This window comes from Verrucosispora sioxanthis, from assembly GCF_010560025.1.
Classification (GTDB): domain Bacteria; phylum Actinomycetota; class Actinomycetes; order Mycobacteriales; family Micromonosporaceae; genus Micromonospora; species Micromonospora palythoicola.
In genome coordinates this window covers 236,548-252,085 of sequence record NZ_SAIY01000008.1, presented here as the reverse complement: position 1 = coordinate 252,085, position 15,538 = coordinate 236,548, and the positions used below count along the sequence as shown (strand labels likewise).

General features: G+C 72.4%; 2 protein-coding genes. Both read left to right on the top strand.

Annotation, left to right across the window (positions count from 1 at the left end; genetic code table 11):
- Positions 1-10 precede the first annotated feature (10 nt).
- Entirely contained in the window at positions 11-7,765 is a 7,755-nt protein-coding gene (locus ENC19_RS22565) for a non-ribosomal peptide synthetase (RefSeq protein WP_164449079.1), read from the top strand.
- A gap of 10 nt (positions 7,766-7,775) precedes the next feature.
- Positions 7,776-15,536, top strand: coding sequence for a non-ribosomal peptide synthetase (locus ENC19_RS22560; RefSeq protein ID WP_164449078.1), 7,761 nt, complete (start codon positions 7,776-7,778; stop codon positions 15,534-15,536).
- Positions 15,537-15,538 lie beyond the last annotated feature (2 nt).

Below are 15,538 nucleotides of genomic sequence, written 5' to 3'. Positions count from 1 at the left end.
TGGAGAAACAATGATTCCGTTGTCGTTCGCGCAGCGCCGGTTGTGGTTTGTGGACCGGTTCGAGGGGCCGTCGCCGACCTATAACGGCGCTTTCGCCTTGCGGTTGACCGGTGAGCTGAACGTCGGTGCGCTGGAGTCAGCGCTCCGGGACGTCATCGACCGGCACGAGGTTCTCCGTACCGTGATCGTCGAAGGCGACGACGGGATCCCCTATCAGGAGGTGCTGCCGTCCGGGGCCAGGCCGTTCGACCTGCCGGCCGTGCAGGTCGCGGAGGCGGACCTGCCGGCGGCGGTCGACGCGGTGGCCAAGGAGACCTTCGACCTGGCCACCGACACACCGATCCGCGCCCGGCTGCTGCGCACCGGACCTGATGCGCACACCCTCGTCCTGGTGGTGCACCACATCGCCCTGGACGGGGAGTCGCTGGGGCCGCTGCTGCGCGATCTGAGCACCGCGTACGCGGCGCGTCGCCAGGCACGGGCACCACAGTGGGAGCCGCTGCCGCTCCAGTACGCCGACTACACGCTGTGGCAGCAGGAGATGCTCGGTGACGAGTCGGACCCGGAGAGTGTGGCCGCGCGGCAGTTGGCGTACTGGCGTGCGGCGCTCGACGGTCTGGCGCAGCCTCTGGCGCTGCCGACGGACCGGCCCCGTCCGCGAGTGATGCGCTCGCACGGCGACCTGGTGGAGTTCCCGATCGAACCCGAGCTGCTCGCGGCCGTGCAGCGACTCGTGGCCGAGCAGGACGTCACGGTGTCGATGGTCATGCACTCCGCGCTGGCGGTGCTGCTGCGCCACCTGGGGTGCGGCGACGACGTGCCGATCGGCGCGCCCATCGCCGGCCGGGTCGACGAGGAGCTGCGTGACCTGGTCGGGTTCTTCGTCAACACCTGGGTGCTGCGGGTCGACCTCAGCGGCAACCCGAGCTTCCGTCAGCTGCTCGACCGGGTGCGTGATCGCTGCCTGGGCGCCTACGACAACCAGGACCTGCCGTTCGAACGGCTGGTGGAGCTGCTGAACCCGGACCGCTCGACCGCGTACCACCCGTTCTTCCAGGTGATGCTCGCCTGGCAGGAACCCCTGGGCGAGCTCAGCTTCGCCGGTCTGCGGACCGAGTCGGAGACCCTGGAGACGGGAACGGCCAAGTTCGACCTGTTCTTCAACATCATCCCGAACGGTTCCGGTGGCGCCGGCGTCCGCCTGGAGTACGCCACCGACCTGTTCGACCGGCACACGGTCGAGGGCGTCGCCGCCCGCTTCACGCGCGTGCTGCGCCAGCTCGTCGCCGACCCGGACCGCGACGTCGACCGGACCGACGTGCTCGCGCCGGCCGAACGCGACAGGTTGCTCACCCGGTTCAACGACACCGCCACGACCGTCGACGAGCAGACGATCCCGGAGCTGGTGGAGCGTCAGACGGCCCGCACCCCGGACGCGGTGGCGGTGGTCTGCGACGGCCGGACGCTCACCTACCGCGAACTCGACGACCGGGCCGACCGGCTCGCCCGGGAACTCCTGCGGCGCGGGGCCACTCCGGAGGACCTGGTCGTGTTGGCGGTGCCGCGCTCGGCGGACCTGGTGGTCGGCCTGCTCGGGATCCTCAGGTCCGGTGCCGGGTACCTGCCGATGGACACGCGGTATCTGGGCGCCCGGGCCGCGGGCGTACTGGCCGAGGCGCGTCCGCGTTTCGCCGTCACCGACACCGCGACCTTGGCGGAGCTGCCCCACGACGACATGTCGGTCGTCAACCTCGACGACCGCGACCAGTGGGCCGCGCCCGACGGGACCACAGCGGTGCGGCCGCCGGCCGCCGACAACCTCGCGTACGTCATGTACACCTCGGGCTCCAGCGGCAGGCCGAAGGGCGTCGCGATCACCCACCGCAACGTCGTCAACGGGGTGCGGGCGTTGACCCGCCGCCTGGACGCGCCACCCGGATGGCGGATGCTGGCCGGCACCTCGGTCAACTTCGACGTCTCGGTCTTCGAGCTGCTGACCACGTTGTCCACCGGCGGCACGGTCGAGGTGGTGTCCGACGCGCTGACACTCGCCGAGCGTGACGGCTGGGACGGGCACGTGGTCAGCGCGGTGCCGTCGGTGCTCGGCGAACTGGCCGCCCACCTGGACCGGGCACCGAACGTCCGTACCGTCGTCCTCGCCGGTGAGGTGCTGCCCGGCCGCCTGATGCGGCAGATCCGCGAGGTCCGGCCCGACGTGCAGATCGTCAACTCGTACGGGCAGAGCGAGAGCTTCTACGCCACCACCTTCTCCCTGCCGGCGAACCAGGACTGGACGCACAGCGACGTCGCGCCCATCGGCACCCCGCTGGACAACGTGCGCGCCTACGTGCTGGGTCCGGGACTCGTGCCGGTACCGCAGGGGGTGCTCGGCGAGCTGTACGTCGCCGGCGCCTCGCTCGGGCGCGGCTACCACGGTCAACCGGGCCTGACCGCCGAACGCTACGTGGCCAACCCGTTCGGTCCGGCCGGCGAGCGGATGTACCGCACCGGCGACCTGGTCCGCTGGCGGGCCGACGGCCAACTGGAGTGCGTCGGTCGCGACGACAGCCAGGTCAAGGTGCGCGGTTTCCGCATCGAGACGGCCGAGGTGGAAGCGGCCTGCACGCAGCATCCCGGGATCAGCGAGGCCGTCGTGATCACCCGCGAGGTCCCCGGCGGCGGGCGGCGGCTCGTCGCCTACGTGGTCCACACCGGCGACGGTGGGGTCGGCGACGACGGTGCCGGCGGCATCGGCGACGTCGACGTGCAGGCCGGCGCCTCCGCGGCCGAGCTGCGCGAGTTCGTCGCGGCACGGCTGCCCGACTACATGGTGCCGTCGGCCTTCGTCGCCCTGAGCCGACTTCCGGTCGGCCCGACCGGCAAGTTGGACCGCGCTGCCCTGCCCGAACCGGAGTTCTCCGGTGGAACCTACCGGGCGCCGCGCACCGAGGCCGAGTCCATCATCGCCACGGCGTACGCGGACGTGCTCGGGGTCGACCGGGTCGGTATCGACGACGACTTCTTCGGCATCGGCGGGGACAGCCTGCGCTCGATCCAGGTGGTCGCCCGGGCCCGGGCGCGCAACCTGCACCTGACCACCCGGGAGATCTTCGAGGGCCGCACCGTGGCCCGGCTCGCCGAGCTGGCGAGCGCCCGAAGTGACCGCACCCCCGCGCTCGTCGAGGACGCCGGTGGCGGGGTCGGCCCGATGGTGCTGCCCCCGGTGGCCCGGCAGGTGTTCGAACACGGCGGCGCGATCGACCGCTTCGCCATGGCCATGACGCTCGAGCTGCCGGTCGGCATCGACGCGGACGGGCTGACCGCGACGCTGGACGCCGTCCTCGACCGGCACGACCTGCTGCGTGCGCGGCTGGTCCGCGACGGCGACCTCAGCCTCGACGTCCGCCCACCGGGCAGCGTACGGGCGGGCGACCTGCTGCACCCGGTCGCCTGCGACGGCAACTGGGCGGAACCGTCCGCGCTGGCGCGGGCGCAGTCGGAGCTGCAGGTTGCGCTCGGTCGGCTCGACCCGGAAGCCGGGATCATGGCCGACTTCGTCTGGTTCGCCGCCACCGACGGCACCGGTCGACTGCTCGTCGTGCTGCACCACCTGGTCGTGGACGGTGTCTCCTGGCGCATCCTGATGTCGGACCTCGCCGAGGCGTGGCACCGGATCGGCTCCGGCCGCCCGGCCGACCTGCCCGCGGTCGGCACGTCGGCGCGCCGGTGGACCGCCGCCCTGGCCGACGAGGCGCTCTCCCCGCAGCGGGAGACCGAGTTGGCCTACTGGCGTGACCTGCTAGAGCTACCGAACCCGCCGCTGGGCCAGCGGATGTTCGACCCGACGGTGGACCTGATGGGCACCGTCGAGACCGTGCGACTGCGGCTGCCCGCCGAGGTCACCGACGTCGTGCTGACCGAGCTGCCGGCGGCCTTCCGGGCGACCGGGACCGACGTGCTGCTCGCCGCGCTGGCCCTGGCCCTCGACCGGTGGCGCGGTGCGCCGCTACCCACCGTGGTGCGGCTGGAGGGGCACGGCCGCGAGGAGGACGTCGTGCCCGGCGCGGACCTGTCCCGGACCCTGGGGTGGTTCACCAGCATGTACCCGGCCCGGGTGGCGGTACCCGGGGTCGACCTCGCCGACGTGCTGGTCGGCGGCCCGGCCGCCGGTACGGCGATCAAGCTGGTCAAGGAGCAGTTGCGTGAGGTGCCCGACAAGGGGCTGGGCTACGGACTGCTGCGCTACCTCAACCCGGAGACCGGCGAGCAGCTCGCCGACTACCCGCCACCGCAGATCGGCTTCAACTACCTCGGCCGGATCTCCGACACGGACGTGCCCGAACACCTGCGTGCCCATGGGTGGGTGCCGGCGTCCTGGTCCACCGAACTGATCGCGATGCCCGACCCGGACCTGCCCGCCCTGTCCGCACTGGAGGTCAACTCGGTCGCCGTGGACACCGCCGACGGCACCCAGCTACAGACGATCTTCATGTTCCCCTCCGGGGTGTTGTCCCGGGAGCGGGTCACCGAACTGGCCGACCTGTGGGCCGACGTGCTGCGGGGCATGGCCGCGTACGCCGCCCGTACGCCCATCGGTGGCCTCACCCCCTCGGACGCCCCGCTGGTCTCGGTCCGGCAGGACGAGATCGAGAGCTGGGAGCAGCGCTACGGCCGGCTGGCCGAGGTGTGGCCGCAGGCACCGGGCCAGTCCGGCATCCAGTTCCAGGCCGCGCTCGCCGACGACACCTTCGACGTCTACCACATGCAGTTCGTGCTGCACCTGTCCGGACCCGTCGAACCCACGAGGATTCGGTCGGCCGGACAGGCGTTGCTGCGCCGGTACCCGAACCTGCGCTCCGCGTTCCTCACCGCGACCGACGGCGATCCCGTCCAGGTCGTGCCGGAACACGTCGCCCTGCCCTGGCGGCACATGGACCTGACGGGGCAGGGCGACGCGGAACAGCACGCCGCGCTGGACCGCCTGCTGGCCGAGGACCGGGCCGACCGGCTCGACCCCACCCGGCCGCCGCTGCTGCGCCTGGCCCTGCTCACCTGCGGACCGCAGCGGGCCAAGCTGGTCATCACGGCACACCACACCCTGTTCGACGGCTGGTCGTCACCTCTGGTGATCAAGGATCTGGTCCAGCTCTACGCCGACAACCAGGCGCTGCCGCCGGTGCGCGACTACGGCGACTACCTGGCCTGGCTGTCCCGCCAGGACCGCCAGGAGTCGGCCGCCCGGTGGCAGGCCGAACTCGCCGGCTTCGACCAGCCGACCATCGTGGCACCGGACACCCCGATCGCCGAGGAGGCCTCCGCTCTCGGGCGCGTCGAGGTGCCGTTCTCGATCGACCAGGGACGCGAGCTCGCCGGGCGGGCCGCGCAACTCGGAGTCACCCTGAACACCCTGCTGCAGGGCGCGTGGGCGATCCTGCTGTCGAAGCTGACCGGCCGGCCGGACGTGGTGTTCGGCGCCGCGGTCAACGGTCGCCCGGCGGAGCTCACCGGTTCCGACGAGATGGTCGGCCTGTTCATCAACACCCTGCCGACCAGGGCGTACTGCCGGCCGTACGACAGCATCGGCGAGGTCGTCACCGAGCTGCAGAACCGGCAGGTCGCGCTGCTCGACCACCACTACTACGGGCTGGCCGACATCCAGCGGGGCACCGGGCTGCCCGCCCTGTTCGACACGATCGTCGTGTTCGAGAACTATCCGATCGACCGGGTCGGCATCGTCGAGGCGAACACCGCCGCCGGTTTCACCATCGACCGCATCCGGCCGCTCGCCGGCTCGCACTACCCGCTCACGCTCAACTCCTCCGACCCCTACCTGCGGCTCTCCCTCGACTACCAGACCAACCTGTTCGACCGGGACGCGGCCGAGGTGATCGCCGCGCGACTCGTCCGGGTGCTGGAGCAGATGCTCGACGATCCGACGACCGCCGTCGGCGCCGTGGACGTGCTCTCCGACCACGAGCGGGACTGGTTGCTGCGGAAGGTCAACGACACCGCACACCCGGTGCCCGCGGACACGCTACCCGGCGCGTTCGAGGCCCAGGTTGAGCGCGACCCGGACCGGCTGGCGCTGATCCACGAGCGGGAGAACCTGACGTACGGTGAGTTCAACCGGCGCGCCAACCAGTTGGCGCACTGGTTGGTCGACCAGGGTGCCGGACCCGAGCAGCTGGTCGCGGTGCGGATTCCCCGCTCGGTGGACCTCCTGGTGGCGATCTACGCGGTGGTCAAGGCCGGCGCGGCCTATCTGCCGCTGGACACCGAGCTGCCGGCCGACCGGGTCCGCAAGGTGTTGGACAGCGCGCGGCCGCTGCTGGTGCTCGACCAGGACCTGCCCGACGTGTCCGGCCACCCGACGGAGAACCCGCCGCGTACGCTGTCGCCGGAGAACGCCGCGTACGTCATCTACACCTCCGGCTCGACCGGTGTGCCCAAGGGCGTGCAGGTGACGCACCGGGCGATCATGAACCGGCTCAGGTGGGGCCTGGCGCACTTCGACGTCGGCGCCGAGGACCGCGTGCTGCTGAGCACCACCGCGAGCTTCGACGTGTCGGTGCCGGAGCTGTTCGCACCGCTACAGGTCGGCGCCGCCGTGGTGATCGCCCGGCCGGACGGACGCCGCGACCCCGCCTATCTCAGTGACCTGATCCAGCGGGAACGGGTGACGGGCGCGGACTTCGTGCCCAGCCTCCTGGACGCCTTCCTCACCGAGCCCACGGCCAAGGAGTGCGACAGCCTGCGCTGGATCGAGGTCGCGGGGGAGGCGTTCCCCGCCGCCCTGGCCAACGCGGCGGTCGACCTGCTGCCCGACTGCGAGGTGCACAACCTCTACGGTCCGACCGAGGCCGCGGTCGAGGTCACGGCGTGGCGGCACGTGCCGGGCGCGGACCGGGTGCCGATCGGCGCGCCGGTGTGGAACACCCAGGTCTACGTGCTCGACGGGTCGCTGCGCCCGGTCGCGCCCGGAGTGGTCGGCGAGTTGTACCTCGCCGGCGCCGGGCTGGCCCGCGGCTACCTGGGACAGACCGGGCTGACCGCCGGCCGGTTCGTCGCCTGTCCGTTCGGCGCGCCCGGATCCCGGATGTACCGCACCGGCGACCTGGTGCGCTGGAACCAGGAGGGCCAGGTCGAGTACCTCGGTCGGTCCGACTTCCAGGTCAAGGTTCGCGGGTTCCGCATCGAACTGGGCGAGATCGAGCAGGTGCTCACCGCACTCCCGCAGGTCGGCACCGCGGTGGTGGTGCTGCGCGAGGACCGCCCCGGCGACCAACGGCTCGTCGCGTACGTCGTACCGGCCGACGCGGCCGGGGACGCCGCGCGGCTGGACCTGACGGCGCTCACCGAGCAGGCCCGGCAGAGCCTGCCCGAGTACATGGTCCCCTCGGCGATCATCCCGTTGGACGGACTTCCCCTGACGTCGAGCGGGAAGCTCGACCGCAACGCGCTGCCCGCCCCGGAGCAGTCCACCACCGCGACCGGGCGGGGACCGCGTGACCACACCGAGGAGGTCCTCTGCCGGCTCTTCGCCGAGCTGCTCGGGGTGGACGAGGTCGGCATCGACGTCGACTTCTTCGAGCACGGCGGCCACTCCCTGCTGGCCACTCGCCTGATCGGCCGTATCCGCAAGGAACTCAAGGTCGACGTCAAGGTCACCATGGTCTTCCGCAGTCCGACTGTCGCCCAGCTGGCGGCGCAGATCGAGAAGCTCTCCACCTCAAGTCGCCCTCAGCTGCGCCCGATGAACGTGTAGGAGTGCGTCGATGATCCCGTTGTCCTTCGCCCAACGCCGGATGTGGTTCCTCCACCGCCTGGAGGGCGCGTCCGCGACGTACAACATCCCGTTCGTCCTGCGCCTGAGTGGGCCACTGGACACGGCGGCGCTGTGCGCGGCCTTCACCGATGTCATCGCGCGGCACGAGAGCCTGCGCACCCTCATCGTCGAGAACGCGGACGGCACCCCCGAACAGCGGGTGCTGTCACCCGAGGAGGCGGTCTTCCAGAGCCGGTTCCTCACCGTCGCCCGCGACGCCTCGCACGCCGCGGTGCAGGCCGCGGTACGCCAGGGGTTCGACCTGCAGACGCAGATTCCGCTGCGGGTCACGATCTTCCAGGAGGCTCCGCAGGAGCACCTGGTGGCGTTCGTGTTCCACCACATCGCCGCGGACGGGGCGTCGATGGGGCCGTTCCTGCGGGACCTGGTGACGGCGTACTCGGCCCGGCTGCGGGGTGCCGCACCACAGTGGGCCCCGCTGCCGGTGCAGTACAAGGACTACACGATCTGGCAGCAGCAGCTGCTCGGTGACGAGTCCGACCCGGACAGCATCGCCGCGGCGCAGGTCGAGTACTGGCGTACGGAGCTGGCCGACGTGCCGCAACCGGTGAACCTGCCGCTGGATCGGCCGCGTCCGACGGCGGCCAGCCACCAGGGCGGTCACGTCGACTTCGAGTTGGACGAGGAGCTGCTCACCGGCGTCGCCAAGATCGCCGCGCAGCACGGCGCCACGGCTCCGATGGTCGCTCAGGCCGCGCTGGCGGTGCTGCTGCACCATCTCGGCGCCGGCAACGACCTGACGATCGGTAGCCCGATCGAGGGGCGCGCCGACGAGCAACTCGACGACCTGATCGGCTTCTTCGCCAACACCTGGGTGCTGCGCGTCGACCTGTCCGGGAACCCGACGTTCGAGGATCTGCTCAGGCAGGTCCGGGACCGGGCCCTGGCCGCGTACGACAACCAGGACGTGCCGTTCGAGCGTCTGGTGGAGCTGCTGAGCCCGGACCGGACCACCGCCTACCAGCCGCTGTTCCAGGTGATGCTGGCCTGGCAGTTCGAATGGGCGCAGGTCGAACTGCCGGGGCTGCGGGTCACCCCGGTCCCGGCGGGCACCGGGACCGCCAAGTTCGACCTCTTCTTCAACATCGTCCCGGCACCGGCCGGCGGTGCCTACGGGCGGCTGGAGTACGCGACCGAACTGTTCGACCCGGCCACGGCCGAGCACCTGGTCGACCGCTATCTGCGGGTGCTGCGGCAGGTGGTCGCCGATCCCGCGGCGCGACTCGCGGCGGTGGAGCTGCTCACCGACGCCGAGCGGGACCGGCTGGTCCTGCTGAACCGGACGACGGCACCGGTGCCGAACGCCACGGTCGCGGAGCTGGTTGCCGCCCAGGTGGTCCGCACCCCGGACGCGACGGCGGTGGTGTGCGGACCGACCACGTTGTCGTACCGGGAACTCGACGTCCGCGCGAGCCGGCTGGCCGCGCTGCTGCGGCAGCGCGGTGTCGGGCCGGACGTCCTGGTCGCCGTGGCCCTGCCACGATCGGTGGACCTGGTGGTCACGCTGCTGGGCGTGCTCAAGGCCGGCGGGGCCTACCTGCCGGTCGACCCTGCCTACCCGGCCGGGCGGGTCGCCCTCCTGCTCGAGGCCGCCCGACCGGCCCTGGTGGTGACCGACGCCGCGACGGCGGCGGTGGTCGTCGGCGCGCCGTCGGTGCTGCGGCTCGACGACCTGTGCCTGGACGGCCCGGCGGCGCAGCTGCCGCAGACCGGTGTGCGGCCGGAGCATCTCGCGTACGTGATGTTCACGTCCGGGTCGACCGGCGTGCCCAAGGGGGTCGCGGTCACCCACGGCGGTGTGGTCAACGGCGTGTGGGACCTGCGCCGCCGGCTGCGGGTCGAGGCGGACTCCCGGATGCTGGCCGCGACGTCGGTGAACTTCGACGTCTCGGTGTTCGAGACCTTCACCGCGCTGACCACGGGCGCGAGCATCGAGATCGTCCGTGACGTGCTCGAACTCGCCGAACGTGGCGGCTGGTCGGGGACCACCGTCAGCGCCGTGCCCACAGTGTTCGCCGCCCTGCTGGACCAGCTCGGTTCGGACCCTGCGGCGCGCCCCGCACTCGACGTGGAAACCGTCGTGTTCGCGGGTGAGGCCCTCTCGGCGGATCTGGTCCACGAGGTGCGGCGCGCCCTGCCCGGCGTCCGCGTCGTCAACGCGTACGGGCAGACGGAGAGCTTCTACGCCACCACCTACCCGGTCCCGCAGCAGCTGGCCGGCTCCGAAGCGGTACCGATCGGAGCGCCCCTGGCCAACATGCGCGCCTACGTGCTGGGGCCCGAACTCGCTCCGGTCGCGCCCGGCGTGATCGGTGAGCTGTACGTCGGCGGCCGGCTCGCCCGCGGCTACCACCGCGACGGCGGGTCGACCGCCGAGCGGTTCGTCGCCTGCCCCTTCGGCCCGGCCGGTGCGCGCATGTACCGGACCGGCGACCTGGCCCGGTGGGACGACGACGGTCACCTGCGGTACGCGGGACGTGTCGACACGCAGGTGAAGGTGAACGGCATCCGGGTCGAGCCGACCGAGATCGAGACCGTCCTCACCCGACACCCCGAGGTCGGCCGGGCGGCGGTGACCGTGTGCGAGGACCACAGCGGCCGGGCCCGGCTCGTCGGCTACGTGGCGCCGCCGGACAGCGCCACCGGTGGCGGTCCGCAACGGGTGGCCGACGTGTCCCCGGCGCAGCTGCGCGCGTTCGCGGCCGAGCGGCTGCCGGACTACATGGTCCCGACCCAGTTCGTGGTGCTGGACCGGCTGCCGTTGACGGCGAGCGGAAAGCTGGACCGGGGCGCGTTGCCCGTGCCGGAGTTCGCCGGCACCGAGCATCGGGCGCCGCGCAGCGCGGTGGAGCAGCTGCTGGCCGAGGTGTACGCCGACGTCCTGGGCGGCGGGCCGGTGGGGATCGACGACGACTTCTTCACCAGCGGCGGCGACAGTATCCGTTCCATCCAGGTCGCCGCGCGGGCCAAGACGCGTGGGCTGGTCCTCAGCCCCCGGGAGATCTTCGAGCACCGCACCGTCGCCCGGCTCGCCGAACTGGTCGACGGCCGGGCGGACGAGGAGCCGGTGACCCTGGCCGAGCTTCCGGGTGGCGGCGTGGGCTGGGCGCCCCTGCCGCCGACGGCGGCGCACGTGCTCGCGCTGGGCGGGGGTGTCGGCCGGTTCTGCATGTCCGCGATGCTCACCCTGCCCGAGGGCATCGACCGGGCCGGACTCGTCGCGACGTTGCAGGCCGTGCTGGACCGGCACGACGTGCTGCGGTCCCGGCTCGACCGGGCCGGGTCGGGCATCGTCATGGCGGCCGTCGGCACCGTGGACGCCGACGTGTTGCTGCGCGACGTCGTCCTGGGCGACGCCGATGTGCGGGTGGAGTTGGACGCGGCCGCGGACCGGCTGGACCCGGACGCGGGTGTGATGGCGCAGTTCGTGCGATTCACCTCCGACACGGACGTGGACCGGCTGCTGATCGTGCTGCACCACCTGGTCGTCGACGGGGTGTCGTGGCGGATCCTGGTCCCGGACCTGGTGGCCGCCTGGCAGCGGGTCAGTGGCGGCCGGCCCACACCACCGGCGGCGGTGGGCACCTCGCTACGGCGGTGGTTGTCGGGGCTGGCCGATGCCGCGACCAGCCCGCAACGAGTGGCGGAACTGCCCGTCTGGCAGGAGATCCTGCGGGCCGACGAGCCGGTGCTGGGTGCACGTCCGCTCGATCCGGCCCGCGACGTCGCGGCCACCGTGGACACGTTGCGCGTCCAGGTGCCGCCGGAGGTCACGCAGACCCTGCTGACCACCGTGCCCACGGTGTTCCGGGCCGGTGTGGACGCCGGGCTGCTGGCCGGCCTGGCGCTGGCGCTGAGTCGCTGGCGTGCGACGCGGGGCGTATCGGGCGCCTCGACGCTGGTGCGGCTGGAAGGGCATGGCCGGGCCGAACACGTGGTCCCGGGCGCCGACCTGTCGAGCACCGTCGGATGGTTCACCGCGATGTTCCCGGTGCGGCTGGACCTGGCGGGCGTCGACGTGGTGGACGCGTTCGCCGGCGGTCCGGCCGCCGGCCGGGCGATCAAGGCGGTCAAGGAGCAGCTACGGGCCGTGCCGGACAGCGGCACGGGCTACGGCCTGCTGCGCCACCTGAACCCGAACACCGCCGCCGCGCTGGCCGGGACGCGTGAGCCGCAGATCGGTTTCAACTACCTGGGCCGCTCCTCCGGCGCGGACATCCCCGAGGAACTACGCGGCCTGGGCTGGGCGCCGGACACCGCGTACCGGGATCTGATCGCCGCCCCGGACCCGGACATGCCGGCGCTGTCGGCGCTGGAGATCAACGCTGTCGCCGCGAGCACCGCCGACGGTGACGAGCTGACCGCCTACTTCGGTTTCCCCACCGGCGTGCTCGACCGCGACGAGGTGACCGAACTGGCCGGGCTGTGGGTCGACGCGCTGACCGCCCTGGCGCGCCACGCCACCACCCCCGACGCCGGTGGGCTGACCCCGAGCGACGCGCCCCTGGTCGAGGTGAGCCAGGCGGAGATCGACGCGTGGGAGACCCGGTTCGGTGCGCTGGCCACCGTCTGGCCGACCACGCCGGTGCAGTCCGGGATGTTGTTCCACACCATGCTGGCCGGGTCGTCGTTCGACGCGTACCACATGCAGCTGGTCTTCCACCTGTCCGGCGCGGTCGACCCGGAGCGCATGCGCCGCGCCGCGCAGGCGCTGGTGGGGCAGCATGCCAGCCTCCGGGCCGCCTTCGTCGACCGCGCGGACGGCGGGGTGGTGCAGGTGGTGCCGCAGGAGGTGTCCCTACCGTGGCAGTACCACGACCTGACCACGGTCGACGAGGCGGAGCGGACCGACAGGTTCGAGCGCTTCCTCGCCCACGACCGGTCCGCGCACTTCGACGTGGCCAGCCCACCGCTGATCCGGATGGCCCTGGTCGTCACGACGCCCGGCCGCGCGGAACTGGTGCTGACCGCCCACCACGTGCTGATCGACGGTTGGTCCATGCCGCTGCTGATGCGGGACCTGCTGCTGCTCTACGCCTCCGGCGGCGACCCGACCGGGTTGCCCGTCTCCGGTGACTTCGGTGAGTTCCTGCGCTGGCGCGCCCAGCAGGACGACGAGGAGTCCGCGCGGGTGTGGGCGGCCGAGCTGGCCGGGATCGAGGAACCCACTCTGCTCGCTCCCGGCTCGGACCAGGTGGCCGTCGAGGGGGTCGGTCAGCTCGCCGTCGCGCTCGACCCGGACGAGGCGCAGGCCCTCGTCCGGCGGGCGGCCGAGTGGGGCATCACCGTCAACACCCTGGTCCAGGGTGCCTGGGCGCTGCTGCTCGGCCAGCTCACCGGCCGCCAGGACGTGCTGTTCGGCGCGACCGTCTCCGGGCGTCCGCCCGCGGTGTCCGGTGTCGACTCGACGGTCGGCATGTTCATCAACACCCTTCCGGTACGCGTCGAGTACGCGCCCGGCGACACCGTCGCGGCGGTCCTCACCCGGCTGCAGGGTCGGCAGGCCCGCCTGCTGGAGCACCACTACTACGGGTTGACCGAGATCCAGCAGGCGGTCGGCCTGTCGTCGCTGTTCGACACGCTCGTCGTCTTCGAGTCCTACCCGGTCGACCGGGACGCGCTCGACGCCGCCACCGACGCCGCGGAAGGTGTCGCCTTCACCGGCCTGCGTCCGTCGACGGCCACCAACTATCCGCTGACCCTGATGGCGGCGGCGGATCCACAGCTCCAACTGCTCCTGCAGTACGCGCGGGGTGTCTTCGGCCCGGACGCGGTGCAGACGTTGGCAGCGCGTCTCGCCCGTGTCCTGCGGCACATCGTGGCCACCCCGAGCCTGACCGTCGCGCAGCTCGACATCCTGGACCCGGCCGAACGCAACCTGCTGCTCACCGAGGTCAACGACACGGCCACGCCGACTCCGCAGACCACGATCGTCGGGCTCGTCGAGGCCCAGGCGGCGCGGACCCCGGACGAGGTCGCCGTGGTCGCCGAGGGCGAGTCGCTCACGTACCGCGAGTTGACCGCCCGGGCCGCCCGACTGGCGGACGAACTGTCCGGCCGTGGCGTGGGCCCGGAGTCGGTGGTGGCGGTGTCGCTGCCGCGCTCGGCGGATCTGGTCGTCGCCCTGCTGGCGATCCTGCGGGCGGGCGGCGCGTACCTGCCGGTCGACCCCCGGTATCCCAGCGCCCGCACCGCCGCCATCCTCGGGGAGGCCCGGCCGTGCCTCGTCCTGACCGACTCCGCGACGGTCGCGGTGCTGCCGGAGCACGACGCGCCGGACGTCCTGCTGGACACGCTCGACCTGTCCGGCGACCACACCGGCGGTGAACCGCGGGCCCAGGCACAGCAGTTGGCGTACGTGATGTACACCTCCGGCTCCACGGGCCGGCCCAAGGGGGTGGCCATCACGCACGCGAACGTGGTCAACGGCGTGCTGCGGCTCGCGTCCCGGGTGGGCCTGGCGCCCGGCAAGCGGCTGCTCGCCGGCACCTCGGTGAACTTCGACGTCTCGGCGTTCGAGATCTTCACGACACTGGCCACCGGCGGCGTCGTCGAGCTGGTCCGGGACGTGCTGGCCCTGGCCGAGCCGGCGGGCTGGCACGGCAGCGTCATCTCCACCGTGCCGTCCGCCTTCGCCGAACTCGTCGCCGAGATCGCCGGCCGTACCAGTGTGGAGACCGTCGTCTTCGCCGGTGAGGCCCTCCCCGTCTCGCTGGTGGAGAAGACGCGGCAGGCCTTCCCCGGGGTACGTGTGGTGAACGCCTACGGGCAGAGCGAGTCGTTCTACGCCACCACCTGCACGGTTGCCGAGGACGCGTCGAACCCGGCGGGCAGCGTGCCGATCGGCACCCCGCTGGGCAACATGCGCGCCTACGTCCTGGGCCCTGGCCTGGCGCCGGTACCGCCGGGGGTGGTCGGCGAACTGTACGTCGGTGGCAGCGTCGGTCGTGGCTACCACGGCCGGGCCGACCTGACCGCCGAGCGCTTCGTCGCCGACGCCTTCGGTCCGCCCGGCGCCCGGATGTACCGCACCGGCGACCTGGCCCGGTGGAACGACGACGGGCAGCTGGAGTACGCGGGCCGCGGCGACGCACAGGTCAAGGTGCGCGGATTCCGGATCGAGCCGGGCGAGGTGGAGACGATCGTCGGCGCGCACCCGGCGGTCGAACAGGCCGTCGTGGTGTCCCGGCCGGGCGCGGGCACCGGCGCCCGGCTCGCCGCCTACGTCGTGGCCGTGGGCGAGGTCGACGCCGCGGAGCTCAGCCGGTACACCGCCGAGCGGTTGCCGGATTTCATGGTGCCCTCCGCCTTCGTGCTGCTGGACCGGCTGCCGTTGATGGCCAACGGCAAGCTGGACCGGGCCGCGCTGCCCGAGCCGGAGTTCGGCGGGACCGACTACCGGGCGCCGCGCACCCCGCGAGAGGAGTGCCTGACCAGGCTCTTCGCCGAGGTGCTGGGGCTGGAGCGGGTCGGCGTCGACGACGATTTCTTCGAACTGGGCGGGCATTCACTGCTCGCCACCCGGCTGATCAGCCGGGCCCGGGCGGAGACCGGAGCGGAGATCCCCATCCGCACGATCTTCGACCGGCCCACGGTGGCCGCGCTCGCCGACTGGCTGGACCGGGCGGGACTGGAAGCACCGGCAGCTCCGCGTCGCCCTCGCTTGCGCAAGATGACCGTAGAGGAGTAAGC